This window comes from Caldovatus aquaticus, from assembly GCF_019458025.1.
Taxonomy (GTDB): Bacteria; Pseudomonadota; Alphaproteobacteria; order Acetobacterales; family Acetobacteraceae; genus Caldovatus; species Caldovatus aquaticus.
Genome location: NZ_JAHZUY010000017.1, coordinates 1 through 17587, shown reverse-complemented (window position 1 = coordinate 17587; position 17587 = coordinate 1). Strand labels below are relative to the sequence as shown.

The window sequence follows — 17587 nt, the reverse complement described above, 5'->3', positions numbered from 1 at the left end:
GCCGACCGGGCCGCGGGTCCCGCGACGTGGCCGTGTCCCAGCCGCGCCGGCGCCGCCCGCCGCCCTTGCCGTCGCGATCAGGCATTGAACAATGTAGGCCATGCACGCCCCGTTTCCGCGTCCCGGCGCCGGCCGCAGGATTCTCGCGAGGGCTGGAACTTCGCCCTTGGCAGCCGGCCCGCAGCGCCGTCTCGCCAGGGCCTTGGCCGAGACATGCTTGTGGCTGCCGGAGGAGCAGAACCGCCGCTGGGCCGTCGGTGACTACCGTTTTCTGGTTCTCATGCCGTGCTTGCCCGGTCCGGACCGGGCGCCGTTCGTTCAGGTCTGGTCGGAGCCCTGTTCGCCGGTGATCCTTGAGGCCGCTTCCGATCGCTTCGGCCCGACCGCCGATCTCGGGGTCGGCGCTCGGCGTCGTGCCGCGGTGCTGCGCCGCCGGGGCTTCGCGCTGCCGCCGCGCGGCCGTGTCAACTGGCGCCGCGAGATCCAGGTCCCGGACAGGGAGTCCTGCGTCGCCCCGGCCCGCGAGATGCTCGGGACGCTCGCCGAGGCCTTCGGCCACAACGGGAGCCTTGCGCTCGAGCTCGAGACCTGCGCGGCAACGCGCCTCCTTCCGGCGGAGGTCTGGTGCGGCCTGACGCCCGAGCGCCTCGGCATCCTGTTGCGGAGCATGGGTCTGGCTGCCGAGCGTCCGGATGACGGATCGCCGATCTGGCATGTGTCGCTAGGGGGGCGGACTGGGCTTCCGCGCCGATCTCGAGGCGCCGAACCCCGACGTGGAGCCCGGCTTCCATCACGACCTGGTACTGAATGTCGGCTTCAGCATCACCCGAGGGCCGGTGGATGGCGCGCTGGCCGCCATCACGGCGGCGACGCGCTGGATTCGCGTCGAGCGGATCGGCGAGGATCTGCTCCTCCTCTCGCACTTCGCGACCATGCGGGAAGGCGTGACGCCCGATACGGTGCGCGCCTGGATCGCGTTCTTCATCGACGGGCTGCACGCCGCTGTCGAGGCGCTTGCCGGTCCGCCGGCCACCCGGCACTGACGGGCCGCGCTGCGCCTTGTCCTGCGGCGCCGGCGGCGATAAGCGCGGTGTGGTGCCGGCCGCGCCGGGTGAGACAGGGAGATGCCGCATGGCGACGGACCTCGAAATCGCGCGCGCCACGCCGCTGCGCCCCATCGCGGAGATCGCCGCGCGCGCCGGCATCCCCGATGCCGCGCTGATCCCCTACGGCCGGTACAAGGCGAAGATCGACCTCGATTTCGTCCGCGCCGCCGAGGCGCGGCCCGAAGGTGCGCTGGTGCTTGTCACCGGCATCAACCCGACCGCCGCGGGCGAGGGCAAGACCACCACCACCATCGGCCTCGGCGACGCGCTGAACGCGCTCGGCACGCGCGCGATGATCTGCCTGCGCGCGCCGTCGCTCGGCCCCTGCTTCGGCACCAAGGGCGGCGCCACGGGCGGCGGTCGCGCCCAGGTCGCGCCGATGGAGGAGATCAACCTCCACTTCACCGGCGACTTCCACGCCGTCACCAGCGCCAACAACCTGCTCGCGGCGATGGTGGACAACCATCTCCACTGGGGCAACGGCCTCGGCCTCGATCCGCGCCGCGTCGGCTGGCGCCGGGCGATGGACATGAACGACCGCAGCCTGCGGAACACGGTCGTCGGCCTCGGCGGCGCCGCCCACGGCGTGCCGCGCGAGGACGGCTTCGACATCACCGCCGCCTCGGAGGTGATGGCGATCCTCTGCCTCGCCCGCGACCTCGCCGACCTGCAGGCGCGGCTCGGCCGCATCATCGTCGGCGAGCGCCGCGACGGCAGCGCGGTGACCGCGCGCGACCTCAAGGCGGACGGCGCGATGGCGGCGCTGCTGCGCGACGCCCTCGCGCCCAACCTGGTGCAGACGCTGGAGGGATCGCCGGCGCTGGTGCACGGCGGGCCCTTCGCCAACATCGCGCACGGCTGCAACAGCGTGATCGCCACGCGGCTCGGCCTGCGCCTTGCCGAGGTGGTGGTGACCGAGGCCGGGTTCGGCGCCGACCTCGGCGCCGAGAAGTTCCTCCACATCAAGTGCCGCGCCGCCGGCCTCGCGCCCGCCGCCTGCGTCATCGTCGCCACTGTGCGGGCGCTGAAGCTGCACGGCGGCGCGGCGAAGGCCGAGCTCGCGCGCGAGGACCTCGGCGCGCTCGCGCGCGGCATGGCGAACCTCGCGCGTCACGTCGAGAACATGGGCAAGTTCGGCCTGCCGGTGATCGTCGCGCTCAACCGCTTCACCTCCGACACCGAGGCCGAGATCGCGGCGGTGCGCGCGGCGATGGCGCGCCTCGGCGTCGAGGCCGTCCTCTGCACCCACTGGGCGGACGGCGCGGCGGGGGCGCGCGACCTCGCGCGCGCGGTGCAGGCCGCGATCGCCGCGCGCACCGCCCGCTTCACCCCCCTCTATCCGGAGGCGATGCCGCTCGCCGGGAAGCTCCGCACCATCGCGCGCGAGATCTACCGCGCCGCGGAGGTGCAGATCCCGCCGCCGGTCGCCGCCCGCCTCGCGCGGTGGGAGGAGCAGGGCTTCGGCCGCCTGCCGGTCTGCGTCGCCAAGACGCAGTTCAGCTTCTCCGCCGATCCCGGCCTGCTCGGCGCGCCGGAGGGCCACGTGCTGCCGGTGCGCGAGGTGCGGCTCAGCGCCGGGGCCGGATTCGTCGTCGCGATCTGCGGGGACATCATGACCATGCCCGGCCTGCCGAAGCATCCGGCGGCCGAGCGGATCGGCCTCGACGCGGCAGGGCGGATCGTCGGGCTGTTCTGAGCCGGCGGGGCGCACCGCGTCAGCGCTTGCGGCGGGGCGGCAATGCCTCGGTGATCATGCGCAACAGGCTGTCCGGCACCGGCTCGTGCAGTGCCGCGCCGTAGAGGCGCGCCAGTTCGCGCCGCAACCAGCGGTCGAAGGCGGCCGCCGGCGTGCCGGATCGCGGCGTGGCCTGGCGCGGCGCGGGCGCGGCCGGCGCGGACCGGGCCGGCGCGTCGCGCCCGTCGTCCGGTTGCGGCCTCGGCCGGGAAAGGGTCGTGTCCATCGTGGCGGTAAAGGCACGAGGCCCGGGACGGTTCCGCGGCCGGCGACGGGATGCCGGCAATGGCGCGCGGGCGTGGCGCGGACTCCGCAGTCCGCGGCGGCGGCGCGCCGGCGGCCGGCCGCCGGGGCCTCCGGCACCGGTACGGCCGGGGCGTGCGTCCCCCTTCAGCGGCGCGCCTCGCGCACCCCGTCGAGCAGGAATTCGGCGAGCGCCCGGGCGATGCAGTCGTTCAGCGCGTCCACCATGGCGACGCGCCGGTCGCGCGGCGCGCGCTCGACGTCCACCCGTTCCGCCTCGGCCCAGGCCCGCATCAGCTCGTAGCGCGGGAACAGGGCGGCCTCGGCGCCGGCCGCGGCCATCGCCAGCGCCTCGCGATAGGCGTTCACGTCTGCGTGGGCGCGGAGGAACCGGCTGAATTGCAGGTCCATCACCACCGTGTCCACGCCCAGGGTGCGCAGCCTGTCCAGCCCGGGCAGGAGCCCCTCGGTGAGGCTGTCCACCGGCAAGCCTCGCGCCGCCTCGGTCGCCCCGGCCTGCCAGATGACGAGGTCGGGCCGCGGCCCGTGCCGCAGCGCCTCGGCGATCAGGGCCCACTGATCGGTCGCCGTGAGGCCGCGGCCGCCGCGCACCTCGACCACCACCTCGACATGCGGCAGGCGCTCGCGCAGCAGCGCTTCCAGGCGCCGCGGCCAGGATGCGGCGGTGTCGCTCGCGCCGGGGCCGAGCACCGAAGCGGAGCCCACGGCCAGAATCCGCAGCCGGCCCGTCGCGATGGCGGAGGCCACCCCGCCCAGCGGCTGGCCGGCGCGCAGCAGATCGGCCGGCGCGCCGCAGGCCGGCTCGTTCTGCGGCGAGGGCGCCGCCGCGGCGCGGCCGGGGCCGGCCGGCTGCGCCAGGGCGAGCAGGGCGCAGCCGACCGCGGCCAGGACGGTGGGGGGGCGGCGCATGGTCCCTACCCGCTATCTCTGCCGGAAGCGGCGGGCAAGGGATTTGCAACGACCGGGGCGGCGCCGGCCGGCGCGCCGGCGGCGGCCGCGGCCGGCGCCGCCCCGCGCCGCGCCGCGCGCTTCTCCGTGCCATACCAGGCGGTCAGCGCGGCGATCAGCGTCAGGGCCGCCGGCCCGGCCAGGTTGACCAGGAGCTGCATCGGCCACTGGTCGGAGATCTCGAGCGCCACCCGGCCGAGGAAGGAGAGGGCGATGCCGGCGCAGAACACCGGCAGCGCCTGCTGGCCCATCAGCACGAAGGGCGCCGCGGCCCAGCCGCGCAGCCAGGCCGCCGTGCGCGGGATGAAGTGCGCCGCGAGGTAGGCGAGCGCCAGCATCGTGGCGAGCCGCATCGGGTGCATCGCGGCCTTGTCTATCCCGGCGAGGAAGCGCGCCAGCACCGCCGGGAGGCGCTGTTCCGCGATGTCCCAGCGGAAATAGAGGAGCTGCGTCGCCACCACGCCGAGCGCGAGCAGGGCGAGCGAGAGCGCGACCAGCCAGCGCCGGTAGGGCACCGTGAACGGGGCGCCCCCGGGCGGCCGGTAGCCGAGCGCGCAGCCGATGAAGAACAGGAACTGCCATCCGAGCGGGTTGAAGAACCAGCCCTCGCCGCTCCAGGAAGGCAGGTCCCAGTCGAAGGTCCGCGTCGCGACGTAGAGCGCGGCCGAGGCGCCGAGCAGCAGCCAGGGCCGCCGCAGCAGCGGCATCGCCACCGCGAACATCGCCAGCAGCACGATGTAGAGCGGCAGGATGTTCAGGAAGGAGGGCTGGTAGCGCAGCAGCAGCGCCTCGAGCAGCGCGCGGTAGGGCTCGCGCGCGAAGGGGTCGAGCTGCAGCTCGTCGAGATAGGCCTGGGCGTCCAGCCGCTCCGCCGAGTAGCCGACCTGCGCCGTGAAGACGACCAGCAGGAAGATGTGCGCGACGTAGAGCGTGAACACCCGCCCCATCACCCGCGAGGCGGCGAAGAGCCAGCCCTGGCGGTCCATCACGATCCCGTAGGCGAGCCCCGCCGCGTAGCCCGCGAGCAGCACGAAGGTCTCGGTCGCGTCCGCCAGCATGTAGTTGCGCGGCGTGACCAGGCCGAGCCAGTTGCCCGGGATGTGGTTGACGAAGATGATCCACAGCGAGAGGCCGCGGAAGAAGTCCACCCGGAGGTCGCGGTCCTGGCGAATCAGCGCGAACATGCCCACCTTCCGAGATGCCGCGGCGGCGAGTGCGACGGAGGGAGCGCCTGCGCCCTTGCCCGCCGCCCCGCGCCGAGGGATGAGGGCAGGCAGGCCGTGCCGGTCAAGGCCGGCCGCCACGGCCATGAGTTGCGGAACCCGGGGCATGGCGCAAGCGGAGGATGCCGACCGCTGGCTGCGCGAGGGCGTGGCGCGGCACGCGCGCGGCGAGATCGCCGCGGCCGAGACGCTGTATCGCAAGGTCCTGCAGGTCCGGCCGGACGACGCCAACGCGGCCAACCTGCTCGGCGTCGCGGCGCGCCAGCGCGGCGACCTGGCGGCGGCGCTGGAATGGGGCGCGCGCGCGGTGGCGCTCCGCCCCGGCGTCGGCGCCTTTCTCGCCAATCACGGCGCGGCCCTCGCCGAGGCCGGGCGGCTCGAGGAGGCGGTCGGGACGCTGCGCGCGGCCCTCGCCGCGCGGCCGGACGATCCCGTCGTCCTGCGCAATCTCGGCCAGGCGCTGTGCGCGATGGGCGATCCGCGCGCCGCGCTCGCCCCGCTCGAGCGCGCCGCGGCGCTGCAGCCCGACGCCGCCGAGCCGATGCTGGCGCTGGCCCATGCCCGGCGCGAGGCGGGCGACGGCGCGGGCGCGGCGGCGGCCGCGGAAGCGGCCCTGGTGCGGGCGCGGGGCGACGCCGCCCTCGCCGCGCAGGCGCGCTTCCTGCTCGCCGCGCTGGGACGCTGCGCGCCGCCCGAGCGCGCGCCGTCCTCCTATGTGCGCGACCTGTTCGACCAGTACGCGCCGCGCTTCGAGGCGGAGCTGACCGGCCGCCTCGGCTACCGCACGCCGGAGGCGCTGGCAGCGCTGCTGCGCCGCGCCGGGGTGGCGGCGGAGGGGGGGCTGCGCGTGCTCGACCTCGGCTGCGGCACCGGGCTCTCCGGCGCGGCGCTGGCGCCCTTCGCGGCGCGGCTGGAGGGGCTCGACCTGTCGCCCCGGATGCTGGCGGAAGCGCGGAGGCGCGGCCTCTACGCGGCGCTGCACGAGGCCGATCTGCTGGACTGGCTGCCGCGGCATCCGCGTGCCTTCGATCTCGTCGCCGCGGCCGACGTGCTGAACTATCTCGGCGACCTGGCGCCGGCGCTGGCGGCGATCGGCGCCGCCCTCGTGCCTGGCGGCGTCGCGGCGTTCTCGGTCGAGGCGGGCCCGGCCGGCGCGCCCTACACGCTGGGCGAGGGCATGCGCTACCGCCACGATCCGGTGCATGTGGCGGCCCTGGCGCGCGCGGCCGGCTTCTCCGAACTGGCGCGCGAGGCGGCGATCCTGCGCAGGGAGCGCGGCGCGCCGGTAGCGGGCGTGCTGTTCGTGCTGCGCCTTGGCGGCGGAGGCTGAACGCGGATGGCGTGGCGGCGCACCGACGCGGCGGCGATCGCGGTGGACATCCTGCGCCGGGCCGCGGCCGCCGGGCGCGGCCGCGCGCTCGCCCCCGACGACGTTGCCCGCGCCCGCGCGCTGCACGGCGCCGCGCTGCGGCTGGCCGAGACGGGCCGCACCGCAGTCCTGCGCCAGGGCAGGCTCGTGGCGAGCCCCGCCGAGGCGCGCGGCGTGATCCGCCTGCGGATCGCCGGCGCATGAGCGGAAGCGGGAGCCGCCGGCCGGGGATCGGGGCGCTCCTCGCGCGCGGGCCGGGCGGCGGGCTGCCGCCGCCGGCGCCGATCGACTTCCCGCGCCTCGTCCTGCCGGCGACGCCCAACGCCTTCCTCGCCGCGCCCGCGCCGCATCCTGGGCCGAAGCACCGGGCGCTGCCGCCGCTCGACCTGCCGGCGGAGCGCGTGTGGCGCGCGCTGCGCGGCCTCGCCGCCGACTTCCCGCGCACCTGGCGGCGCGCGGAATGGCCGGAGCTGCGCCAGGCTGGTGCGCACGCCGCTGCTGAACTTCCCCGATCTCGTCAACGCCCAGGCGGATGCGCTGGCGGACGGCCGGAGCGCGGTGTGGCTCTACTCGCGCAGCCTGTTCGGCCGTTCCGACCTCGGCGTGAACCGGCGCCGCGGCGAGGCCTGGCTCGCCGCGCTCGACGCCGCTCTCGCCCCGCGCTGAGGGCGCGCGCCCGTCCCGCGGCACCGCCCGGTCGTGGGCCTCTCGCCAGGCCGCCGCCCGGTGTCGCCGCCGCCCTTGCGCGCGTGCCCGGGGGCGAATGTCGTCCTGACCGGCCGCCGCGCGCCCGCTCGGACAGCCACCACACGCCCAGACGGCTGCCGCGCCCCGCAGCACCACCGCCGCGGCCGCGCCGGCGCGGCTCACCGGCTGCTCCGCCGCCCGCGCGCAGCTCCTCGCGCAGGGCCGGCGGGACCAGCCGCAGCGTCGGCAGCACCGGCAGGGGCAGCAGGATCGCCTCGTCGAGCAGTCCGGGCAGCGGGACCGCGTCCGGGATCGGATCGGGCGGCGGAAAGGCCAGGACGCGATCGCTCCGGCCGGCGGCTTCGCCACCGGCGGCACGCGCGAATCGCAAGCGGCGAGCCGGAGCGGCAGCGCGCCGCGTCGGATCGCCCGCGCCCAGGCGCGCGGCCGGACAGGCACGGCGCCACTGGAGCCGTTTCCGCCCGGCGGTGCGCGCGGCAGCGCCTCCCGCCCGTTGCCGGTCGAGCGGATTCACGCTCCCGGCTGTTTCCCGCCGTCCGCGATCCGCTCTACCCGGAGACCGCCCGCCCCGCGCAGGCGGCGAGCAGGGCGAGCGGCGCCGTGCCGTGGTGCCCGGCCTTGGCCGGACCGACGCCGGGCCCCGCGGCGACGGCGCGGCGCCAGGCGCGCAGCGTCCCGAACGGCGGGGCGCCGGGCGCGTGCGCCGCGATTGCGGCGGCAGGGGCCGCGGCGCGCCGCGCGTCGTCGAACGCGCGCACCGGGCCCTCTCCGCCATCGCCGCCCCCCGGCCGGCGCCCGCGCGGGTGGCGGTGGAAGCGCCCGGCGCCGGTGGCGCCGCGGCGTTTGGCCTGGGCGCCGCGGCTTATCGCGGCAGCGGCGGCGCGTCCGGCACCCGGCGGCCCGCCTCCTCCGGAGGATCGGCCCCTTCCAGGATCGCGAGGATCGCCTTGCCGTAGCGTTCCACCCGGCTGCGCCCGATGCCGGGCACCTCGGCCAGCTCGTCCAGGGTGCGCGGCCGGCGCGCGGCGATCTCGGCCAGCGTCCGGTCGAGCGCTACCACGTAGGCGGGCACGCCCTGAGCCTGCGCCTCGCTGCGCCGCCACGCGCGCAGCGCGGCATAGAGCGGGGCGCCCGCGCCGGGCGTCAGGAGCGCGGCCGCGTCCGGCGCCTCCCGCACGGGCCGCGCCAGGCGCGCCGGCGCCCGCGGCGCGAGCACGTCCTCGCGCAGCGTCACCGTCGCCTCCCCGCGCAGGATCGGGCGCGCCGCCTCGGTCGGCACCAGGCCCCCGTGCTCGTCGAGGTCGAGGGCACCGCGGGCGACGAGCTGGCGGGCCACGCCGCGCCAGGCGGCGTCGGAGAGGTCCTTGCCGACGCCGAAGGTGGGCAGCGTGTCGTGGCCGAGCTGCGCCACCTTGTCGGTCAGGCGCCCGCGCAGCACGTCCACGATGTGGCCGAGGCCGAAGCGGCGCCCCGTCCGCAGCACGGCGGAGAGCAGCTTCTGCGCCGCCACCGTGCCGTCGAAGACCCGCGGCGGGGCGAGGCAGACGTCGCAATTGCCGCAATTCTCCGCCGGCTGGTCCTCGCCGAAGCAGCGCAGCAGCAGTTTCCGCCGGCACGCCGCGGCCTCGGCGATCGCCACCATGGCCTCGAGCCGCGCGCGCTCGATCCGCTTCTGCTCGGGCGGGGCGGCGCTCCGCTCGATCCAGTGCCGGGCGCGGACGATGTCCTGCGCGCCGTAGAGCAGCAGGGCGTGCGCCGGCAGGCCGTCGCGGCCGGCGCGGCCGATCTCCTGATACCAGCTCTCCGGGCTGCGCGGCAGGTCGGTGTGGGCGACCCAGCGCACGTCGGGCCGGTCGATGCCCATGCCGAAGGCGATGGTCGCGGCCATTACCACCGCGTCGCCGCGCGCGAAGCGGCGGTGCGCCTCGCGCTTCGCCTCCGGCGAGAGGCCGGCGTGGAAGGCGAGGGCGTCGTACCCCTCCGCCCGCAGCCATGCGGCCGTCTGTTCGGTCCTGGCGCGGGTGCCGCAATAGACGATGCCCGCGCCCGATCCGTCCGAGGCGGCGGCGATGAAGGCGCGGAGCTGCGCGCGCTCCTGCTCCTTCGCCTGCGCCGCGATGCGGATGTTCGGCCGGTCGAAGGAGGCGCGGAACACCGGATCGTCCGCGAGGCCGAGCTGGCGGCGGATGTCCTCCACCGTGCGCGGATCGGCGGTCGCGGTCAGGGCGAGGCGCGGCACGCGCGGAAAGCGCTCCGCGAGGACGCCGAGGTCGCGGTATTCCGGCCGGAAGTGGTGGCCCCACTGGCTGACGCAATGCGCCTCGTCCACCGCGAAGAGGGCGATCTCCTGCCGCGCGAGGTCGTCGAGCGTGCCGTTCAGCGTCAGCCGCTCCGGCGAGACGTAGAGCAGCTTGAGCTCGCCCTGGCGCAGCGCGCGGCGGACGGCGCGGCGCTCCTCCTCCGGCAGCTCGGAATGCAGCGCGCCCGCCGCCACGCCCTGCTGGCGCAGCGCCGCGACCTGGTCCTCCATCAGCGCGATCAGCGGCGAGACGACGACGCCGAGGCCGGGCCGGCACAGCGCCGGCACCTGGTAGCAGAGGCTCTTGCCGCCGCCGGTCGGCATCAGCACGAGGCCCGAGCCGCCGGAGGCGACGTGGCGGATCACCGCCTCCTGCTGGCCGCGGAAGCCGGTGTGGCCGAAGACGCGGCGCAGCACCTCGGCCGGGTCGGGAGGAAGGGCGCCGATGGCGTCGGGCATGGCGGCTCTCTGCCACGCCGCGGGCGCCGTGTCAGGGTGCGGCGGGCGCGGCGCCTTGCGGTCGTTTCGCAGCCCGGCAGGGCCGGCAGCGCCGCGCGCGCTGCGCGCCGCCGGTCAGCGCGGCACCTCCTGCGCGCCGAGGCGGAGCCGCAGGTCGCGCAGCACCAGCCGGTCGCCCTCCCAGCCGAGGCGGATCTCCGCCCGGCCCCCGGTCGGGCAGCAGTTGGCGTCGCCGTCGCGCCACAGCGGCGTCACGGCGGCGAGCGCCTCGTAGTCCGGGTAGATGCCCTTCCACGCGCCGTAGCCGCGCGGCAGGCGCCGGCCGAGGTCGCGGGTCCAGGACCCGGTGTCGAGCAGCCGCCACCGGCCGCCCTCGCCCGGGGCGAGGACCGATTCGGCGTTGAACATGCCGGTGCCGTCGCGGGAGCAGGGGATGTGCAGCAGCGGCCCCCGCTGCGCGCGCAGCAGCCGCGGCGCGCCGCAGCGCACGTCGTCGGGCCCGTCCGCGTAGCGCGCGGCGAAGCGTCCCGGCGCGGTCTCGGCGAAGACCACCGTCGCGACCTTCGCCAGCGTCTCGCGGTCCGGCGAGTCGGGGTCCGGGTAGCCGTAGATCGCATAATGGAGCCGGCGTCCGTCCAGCGTCCCGAGCGGCCCGGATTCGCGCACCGCGCAGGGTGGGGGCGCGGCCTCCTCCTCGGCGGCTGGCGGCAGCGGCACGCAGGACCCGGCGATCTGCGACTCGGAAAGCGCCGTCAGCGCGGGATCGGCCGCGCGTCTCGTCTCCGCCTCCAGCGCGGCGATCCGCGCGCGGTAGGCCGCGGCCAGCGTCGCCGGGTCGCCGGCGGCGCGGTCGCGCGTCGCGCGCAGCCAGGCGGCCTGGTCGCCGCGCAGCCGCCGCTGCCACGGCACCGCGGCCAGCGCCGCGCGATAGGCCGCGGCGAGCCGCTCGTCGAGCGACGAGAGCGCGGGATCGGCGCAGACCAGCCGCTCGGCCGGGCTGCGCGCGCGGGCGCAGTCGAAGGAGGCGGCCCGTGCGGGCGCCGCCGCGCCCGCGACGGCCAGCGCGCCGCCCGCCAGGAGCACGCCGAGGAGCTTCGCCATGCCCCCGATTGCACGCCGGCGGTGAAGGCCCGTCAATCGCCGGGGCTCGCCGGCCGGCGGGCGGGCCGGCGCGGCGCCCTCAGCGCGAGCAGGCGGCGCCGCCGAGCACGCAGAAGCGCGCGCAATGCGGATGGTTCAGCGACACCGGACGCAGCGCGGCGGCGAGCGTGGCGCCGAGTTCGAACTGCGGATCGTGGGGCAGCAGCGTGCAGGCCACCACAACGGGCCGCGGCGCGCCCTTGCGCTTGACCACCATGCGCGCGGTCGCGCACATCGCGCTGTCCGGCCGCCTGCCGAGGAGGCCCCAGCAGGCGGTGGTGATCTCCGGCACGTCGGCGGTCGCGTCCATCTCGGGGAACAGCGTCAGCGCCACCGGGTCGGCGGCATCGAGCGGAATGCCATGCGCCGCGAACAGCCGCGCGTAGCCCGCGCGCAGCGCGGCCTCGCCTTCTCCGCCGAAGCCGGCGCGGCCGGCGACGTGCACGGTGAAGCCCTCGCGCGCCAGCCAGAGCAGGCCGTCGAGCGCGCGGGCGAAGCTGCCCGCGCCGCGCTCGAGGTCGTGCAGGGCGGCGTCGTAGTGGTCGAGGCTGACGCGCAGCACCAGGCGCGCGGCGCCGAACTCGTCGCGCAGCGCCCTGAGCTCGCGCTCGCGCCGGCGCATCGGCCGCATGGCGTTGGTCAGCACCAGCGCGCGCAGCCCGCCGGGGCGCGCGAGGACGGCGCGCAGCATCGCCGGCAGGTCGCGGTTGAGGAAGGGCTCGCCGCCGGTGAAGCCGACCTCGCGCAGCGGCGTCCCGGGCAGCGCCTGCGCCTCGTCGAGGAAGGCTTCGACCTCGGCGAGGGTGAGGTAGCTGAGCGTGTCGTTGCGCGGGCTGCTCTCGATGTAGCAGCCGCGGCAGGTGATGTTGCAGAGGGTGCCGGTGTTGAACCAGAGCGTGCGCAGCGCGAGCGGCGCCACGACGGCGCGCGGCTCCCCCCGCGCCGTCAGGCGAGGGTCGCGGAACTTCGCGGGATCGAGCGGGCGATGCGGGGGAATCGCTGCGGGGGACGCCACGCCTGTGCTCCTTGCCTCGGGGCCGCGCTCCCTGCCTGTGGCTCCGGCGGCGCCGCCGCGCGGGCACCATCGGCGCCGGCGCCGCCGCCGGAGGGGAGAGCGACGGGATGCTGTCACGATTCTCCGGGCCGGGCACGGGCCGCGTCCGCAGGGCGGCGCCCGGCTCCCCGCGGGCGCCCGCCGCCTCTCCGCCCGGCCGCGGAACGGCGCCGCCGCGGGGCGGGCGCGGCTATCCGGTGGCCGGGATCGCCCGCCCGCCGATCAGGCGCAGGATGCGCGTCGGACGCTCGACCCCGATCAGGCGGTGGACGATCAGGATCACGCTGCGCCCCGCCGTCGCGGAATCGAGCGTGGCGAGGAAGTCGCGCTCGGTGGCCGCGTCGAGCCCCGCCGCGGGCTCGTCGAGGATCAGCACCGGCGCGGGCGAGAGGAGCGCGCGCGCCAGCGCCAGGCGGCGCGCCTGGCCGCCGGAGAAGCGCGCCCCCGCCTCGCCGCACCGCGTCGCCAGCCCCTTGGGCAGCGCGCGGACCAGCTCGGCGATGCGCGCCGCCTCGAGCGCCCGCCACAGCGCCGCATCGTCGGCCTCCGGCGCGGCGAGGCGCAGATTGGCCGCGATGGTGTCGTCGAACAGCCGCGCGTCCTGGGTGAGGCAGGCGATGCGGCTGCGCACCAGGGCCGCGGGCAGGGTGTCGAGAGCCGCGCCGCCGAGGGCGATGCTGCCCGCCTGGGGCGCGGCGAGCTTGAGCAGCAGCGCGGCGAGGGTGGACTTGCCGCTGCCCGACGGGCCGAGGATCGCCACCCGCGCGCCCTCCGGCACGTCGAGGTCGAGCCCGTCGAAGACCGGCGGCCGGTCCGGCGTCCAGGCGAAGCGCAGGCCGCGGATGCGGATCGCGTGGCCGCGCGGCAGGAGGGCGGGCGGGGCCGCGGGCTCGGCCACCGGCGGCGGCTGGTCGGCCGCCTGGAAGAGGCGGCGTGCGGCGGCGGCGGCGGCGGCGAGCGCCGCGCCCGCCCGTGGCATCAGGCCGAGCGTTTCGGCCGCCGCGACGGCGAGGAACAGGCCGAGCAGGGCCGGCGCGACACCCGCCGGCCCCGCCGCGAGGCCCCAGGCGAGCGCGCCGAGCATCGCCGCCTGCGTCAGCAGCCCGCCCAGCGCACCGCCCCAGGCGCCGCGCGCGGCCAGCCGGCGCTGGGCGGCGGCGAGCTCGGCGCCGGCCTCCGCCACCCGCCGGGCGGCGCGCTCCTCGGCATTGGCGGCGAGCGTGTCCTCGAGCCCGGTCAGCGGGTCCACCACCGCGGCGCGCAGCCCGCCCTGCGCCGCCGCGGCGGCCTCCGCTGCCCTGGCCGCGCCGGGCGCGAGCGCGAGCGGCGCGAGCAGCGCGAACGCCAGCGGCAGGGCGACCCAGGCCGCGAGCCCCGGCGCGACGGCGCCGAGCAGGAGCCCGATCGCCAGCACCGCCGCGAGCGCCGCCGCCCCCGGCACCAGCGCGCGCAGGTAGAGCCCGTCCAGCGCCTCGACATCGGCGACCAGGCGGCCGAGCAGGTCCCCGGCGCGGCGCAGGCCGAGCCCGGCCGGCAGCCGCTCCGCCAGGCGGCGGAAGAACCAGAGCCGCGTGTCGGCGAGGGCACGGAAGGTCGCCGCATGCGACACCAGCCGCTCCGCGTAGCGGGCCAGCGGCCGCAGCAGCACCAGCGGCCGCAGCAGCGCCAGGGCGGCGAGGCCGGAGACGAGGCCCGCCGCCGCCAGGCCGGCCGGCGCGGCAGCGCCGCCCGCACGCGCCGTGCCGGCCACGCCGAGCCCCGCCAGGGCGAGCAGCGCCAGGCCGAGCAGCGCTACGGCCGCCGCCGCCGCGGCGCCGGCGCCGAGCCGGAGCGCATGGCCGCGCCACAGCTCGGCGAGCACGCGCGTGAGGTCGCGCCGCATCGCGGTCAGGTCCCGGCGATCCGCGCCGCGCCGAGGGCGCGCCCGCCCGCGATCTCCAGCACCCGCGCCCCGGGCAGCGCGCCCGTGCGCGCCGCGCGCGCGTGGCTCGCGATGATCGCGGTGCGGCCGACGCAGAGCCGGCGCAGGCTCTCCCACAGCTCCGCCTCGGTCCCCGGATCGAGATGCGCCGTCGGCTCGTCGAGCAGCACCAGCGGCGCGTCGCGCAGGAAGGCGCGCGCCACCGCCACGCGCTGCGCCTGGCCGCCGGAGAGGCCGAAGCCGCCCTCGCCGACCAGGGTGTCGAGCCCCTGCGGCAGGGCGGCGGCGAACTGCAGGACGCCGGCGGCGCGGGCGGCGGCCTCGACCGCGGCATCGGTCGCGCCGGGGCGGGCGAGGCGGATGTTCTCGCGCAGGGTGGCGCGGAACAGGTGCGCGCGCTGGCCGACATAGGCGGAGAGCCGGCGCAGCTCCGCCGGGTGCAGCAGCGTGATGTCGCGGCCGTTGATCGCGATGCGGCCCTCATCCGGCCGCACGAAGCCCATCAGCAGGCGCAGCACCGAGGTCTTGCCGGCGCCCGAGGGGCCGGTCAGCACCAGCGTCTCCCCGGGCAGGACGCGGAAGCTGAGCCCGTCGAGCGCGGGCGGGCGGGCCGGGTCGTAGGTGAGGCGCACATCCTGGAAGGTGACGGTCACCTTCGGCGGCACCTCGGCGAGCAGCAGGCCCTGCGGCCCGGCCGCCGGCCCCGCCTCGTCGAGCAGCGGCGCCAGGGCGGCGGCGGCGCCGCGGGCCGCGAGCCGCTCGTGATAGGCGGCGGCGAAGCCGCGCAGCGGCGCGAAGAAGGCGGGCACCAGCAGCAGCACGAACAGCGCCCGTGCGGTCGCCGCCGCCTGGTCCGCGTCGGCCGGGCCGGCGGTGGCTGCCGAAGCGGCGGCGGCGAGCGCCGCGCCGTGGCGCAGGGCGAGCAGGGCCAGCGCGCCGGCGGCGATCAGCTCCATCCCCGCGGAGGAGAGGAAGGCCACCCGCAGCACCCGCATCGTGCGCCGGCGCAGCTCGTGCGCCGCCGCGCCGAGGGATGCGGCCTCCGCCTCCTGGCGGTTGAACAGCACCAGGGTCGGCAGGCCGCGCATGCGGTCGAGGAAGCGCCCCGAGAGGCGTTGCAGCGCATCGAACTGCCGGCGCGCCGCCTGGGCCGCGCCGATGCCGCTCGCCGCCTGCACGAGGGGCACCAGCAGCCCGGCGCCGAGCAGCGTGAGGCCGCTCGCCGGCTCGGCCAGCGCGGCGGCGCCGGCGACCAGGGCGGGGGCGAGCAGGGCGAGGAGGGCGGCGGGCAGCCAGCGCGCGAAATACCCCTCCAGCGCCTCGATGCGGTCCACGACGAGGGCGGTGCGCTCGCCGACCGGGCGCGGGTCGAGCGGCCCGGCGGCGAGGAGCCGGGCGAAGGCATCCGCCCGCAGCCGGGCCTTGGCGGCCTCGCCGGCCGCCTGCTGCGCCCGCTCCTGCGCAAGGCCGAGGCCGAGGGAGAGCAGGGCGAGGGCGGCGGCGCCGGCCAGTTCCGCCCAGCCGGCAGGGCCGAGGCCGAGCAGCGCGGCGAGCAGGCGGGCGATCAGCCAGGCCTGGGCGATGGCCGCGAGCGTCGCGGCGAGGCCGAGCGCGACCGGCAGCGCCAGCCGCCCGCGGCTGGCACGGGCCGCACGGGCGAGCAGGCGGCGGGCCGCGGTGTCGGCGGTGTGGTCGGCGGCGGCGTCCGGTGGGGCCATGCGGCCCTTCTTCTAGGGGCCGCGCCGTGCCGCGTCACGCGGGGCGGCGACACTCGCCGGAGCCGGGAGAAGGAGGGCGCCGTTCGCCCGCGGTGCGCCGGCCTTCCCCGGCGCGGTGCCCGGGCGGCGGGGTCATTGCGCCCGGCGCCCGCATGCCGAAATAGGGTTCCATGAGCTGGTCCATCCCCATCGGCACGGTGAAGGGCACGGTGATTCGCCTGCACCTCACCTTCCTCCTCTTCCTGCTCTGGATCGGCGCCGCCCATTACGCCGAAGGGGGGTGGGGCGCCGCCCTCGAGGGGGTGGTGTTCATGGCGCTGCTGTTCGTCTGCGTGGCGCTGCACGAGTTCGGCCACATCTTCGCCGCCCGCCGCTACGGGGTGCAGACGCCCGAGATCATCCTGCTGCCGATCGGCGGCGTGGCGCGGCTCGAGCGAATTCCGGAGCAGCCGGGGCAGGAGCTGGTGGTGGCCCTCGCCGGCCCGGCGGTGAGCCTGGCGATCGCGCTGGCGCTCTGGCTCGTTCTGGGCGGCTTCGTGCCGGAGGGGAGCGTCGAGGTGCAGCGGCCGGGCGTGGACCTGCTGGCGCGCCTCGCCCTGGTGAACGCCTTCCTGGCGGCCTTCAACCTGATCCCGGCCTTCCCGATGGACGGCGGGCGGGTGCTGCGGGCGCTGCTCGCCTATCGCATGGGCTACGGGCGGGCGACGCAGATCGCCGCCTCGGTCGGCCAGGCACTTGCCGTCGGCCTCGGCATTCTCGGCCTGTTCGGCAACCCGATCCTGGTCTTCATCGCCCTCTTCGTCTGGTTCGGCGCGGCCGGGGAGGCGCATGCGGCGCAGCTGCGCGACGTCTCGCGCGGGGTGATCGTGGCGGACGCGATGGTGACGCGCTTCGAGTCGCTTCCGCCCAGTGCCACCGTGGCGGATGCGGCCGAGTGCCTGATCCGGACGACGCAGCACGAATTCCCCGTGGTGGACGGGGCGGGCCGGCTGCGCGGCGTGCTCACCCGCGAGGCCATGGTGCGGGCGCTGCGCACGGAGGGGCCCGACACGCCGGTGCTGGAGGTGATGCACGGCGAAATCCCGGTGGTGCACTACCGCCAGCCGCTGGCCGAGGCGCTGCGGCTGCTCTCCGAGGGCGCGGGCGCGCCGGCGGTGGGTGTGGTGGACGGGGCGGGGCGGCTGGTGGGCTACGTGACCCCCGAGACGATCGGCGAGATGCTGCTGGTGCAGGCGGCCCGGCCGCAGCGGCGGGGGCTGCGGCCGAATCCGTGGGCGCCGGGGGGGAGCGGGGGAGGGTGACGACAGCGCCGATGCGGCTTGTCCCGGTCCTTCGCCGAGTGACCGGCCGAGTGACCGTTTGAGAATGGCTTGGAGCGGCGCGGCTGATTGAAGCTCGAGATGTGGATCCGAGAGACCCGAGGCCGGATGGCCGAAAGACGAGGCGCTACCTGTCGGACCTGACGGACGGAGAGCGGGCGCAAAGCCGTCGCGGCGCGGGCGCACAAACGATCCTTAGAGTCTGTCTCGAATCTCATACGGAACGAGCGACGCGACGCAGCAGGACGATGACGGAGGCGGCGTAGAGGAAGGCGTTGGCGGAGGCGATGGTGGCCTCGAAATCCTTGGCGAGGCGGCGGTTGC

At 77.2% G+C, this 17587-nt stretch carries 15 protein-coding genes and 1 pseudogene; 6 read left to right on the top strand and 10 right to left on the bottom strand.

Translation table 11 applies throughout. The features are described 5' to 3' along the window. Positions 1-773: 773 nt before the first annotated feature. Positions 774-1043: a hypothetical protein gene (locus tag K1J50_RS08655; RefSeq protein WP_220117312.1), complete on the top strand. Its 270-nt coding sequence runs from the start codon at positions 774-776 to the stop codon at positions 1041-1043. Positions 1044-1131: 88 nt separating this feature from the next. Beyond that, on the top strand, positions 1132-2802 hold the full coding sequence (locus K1J50_RS08650) for a formate--tetrahydrofolate ligase (RefSeq protein WP_220117311.1): 1671 nt from the start codon (positions 1132-1134) through the stop codon (positions 2800-2802). 19 nt (positions 2803-2821) lie between these two features. Here the strand turns inward: K1J50_RS08650 and K1J50_RS08645 are convergent, their stop codons facing one another. The 3 genes from K1J50_RS08645 to K1J50_RS08635 all read right to left on the bottom strand — a co-directional run bounded on the left by K1J50_RS08645 (position 2822) and on the right by K1J50_RS08635 (position 5237). After that, positions 2822-3067 (bottom strand): hypothetical protein, encoded by a 246-nt coding sequence (locus K1J50_RS08645; protein WP_220117310.1) that lies wholly within the window; start codon positions 3065-3067, stop codon positions 2822-2824. A 164-nt stretch (positions 3068-3231) separates the two neighbouring features. Further along, on the bottom strand, positions 3232-4014 hold the full coding sequence (locus K1J50_RS08640) for a GDSL-type esterase/lipase family protein (RefSeq protein ID WP_220117309.1): 783 nt from the start codon (positions 4012-4014) through the stop codon (positions 3232-3234). 5 nt (positions 4015-4019) lie between these two features. Then, positions 4020-5237, bottom strand: a complete 1218-nt coding sequence (locus K1J50_RS08635) for an OpgC family protein (protein ID WP_220117308.1) — start codon at positions 5235-5237, stop codon at positions 4020-4022. Positions 5238-5382: 145 nt separating this feature from the next. On the opposite strand from K1J50_RS08635, the gene K1J50_RS08630 reads away from it, so the two are divergent. From K1J50_RS08630 to K1J50_RS08620, 3 genes are all read left to right on the top strand, one after another. Further along, entirely contained in the window at positions 5383-6606 is a 1224-nt protein-coding gene (locus K1J50_RS08630) for a methyltransferase domain-containing protein (protein ID WP_220117307.1), read from the top strand. A 6-nt stretch (positions 6607-6612) separates the two neighbouring features. Then, positions 6613-6849 (top strand): DUF3253 domain-containing protein, encoded by a 237-nt coding sequence (locus tag K1J50_RS08625; RefSeq protein WP_220117306.1) that lies wholly within the window; start codon positions 6613-6615, stop codon positions 6847-6849. A gap of 279 nt (positions 6850-7128) precedes the next feature. Beyond that, a complete protein-coding gene (locus K1J50_RS08620) occupies positions 7129-7311 on the top strand; it encodes a DUF1499 domain-containing protein (RefSeq protein ID WP_220117305.1) in 183 nt (60 codons plus the stop codon). 590 nt (positions 7312-7901) lie between these two features. On the opposite strand, the gene K1J50_RS08615 is transcribed toward K1J50_RS08620, so the two are convergent. The 6 genes from K1J50_RS08615 to cydD all read right to left on the bottom strand — a co-directional run bounded on the left by K1J50_RS08615 (position 7902) and on the right by cydD (position 15944). Beyond that, positions 7902-8111, bottom strand: coding sequence for a hypothetical protein (locus K1J50_RS08615; protein WP_220117304.1), 210 nt, complete (start codon positions 8109-8111; stop codon positions 7902-7904). A 104-nt stretch (positions 8112-8215) separates the two neighbouring features. Next, a complete protein-coding gene (gene recQ, locus K1J50_RS08610; protein ID WP_220117303.1) occupies positions 8216-10111 on the bottom strand; it encodes a DNA helicase RecQ in 1896 nt (631 codons plus the stop codon). A gap of 114 nt (positions 10112-10225) precedes the next feature. Next, the gene (locus K1J50_RS08605; protein WP_220117302.1) at positions 10226-11212 is read right to left on the bottom strand and encodes a lysozyme inhibitor LprI family protein; all 987 of its coding nucleotides are present in this window, start codon (positions 11210-11212) and stop codon (positions 10226-10228) included. A gap of 79 nt (positions 11213-11291) precedes the next feature. Next, a complete protein-coding gene (locus K1J50_RS08600; protein WP_369413559.1) occupies positions 11292-12266 on the bottom strand; it encodes a radical SAM protein in 975 nt (324 codons plus the stop codon). A 229-nt stretch (positions 12267-12495) separates the two neighbouring features. Continuing rightward, positions 12496-14187, bottom strand: a complete 1692-nt coding sequence (cydC, locus tag K1J50_RS08595; RefSeq protein WP_255575099.1) for a thiol reductant ABC exporter subunit CydC — start codon at positions 14185-14187, stop codon at positions 12496-12498. Between the two features lie 5 nt (positions 14188-14192). Then, entirely contained in the window at positions 14193-15944 is a 1752-nt protein-coding gene (gene cydD, locus K1J50_RS08590) for a thiol reductant ABC exporter subunit CydD (protein ID WP_220117301.1), read from the bottom strand. Between the two features lie 170 nt (positions 15945-16114). Between cydD and K1J50_RS08585 the strand changes: the two genes are divergently transcribed. Then, positions 16115-17245 (top strand): site-2 protease family protein, encoded by a 1131-nt coding sequence (locus K1J50_RS08585; protein ID WP_220117300.1) that lies wholly within the window; start codon positions 16115-16117, stop codon positions 17243-17245. 232 nt (positions 17246-17477) lie between these two features. On the opposite strand, the pseudogene K1J50_RS08580 reads toward K1J50_RS08585, so the two are convergent. Further along, positions 17478-17587: pseudogene (locus tag K1J50_RS08580) on the bottom strand (IS5/IS1182 family transposase); the annotation flags it as partial.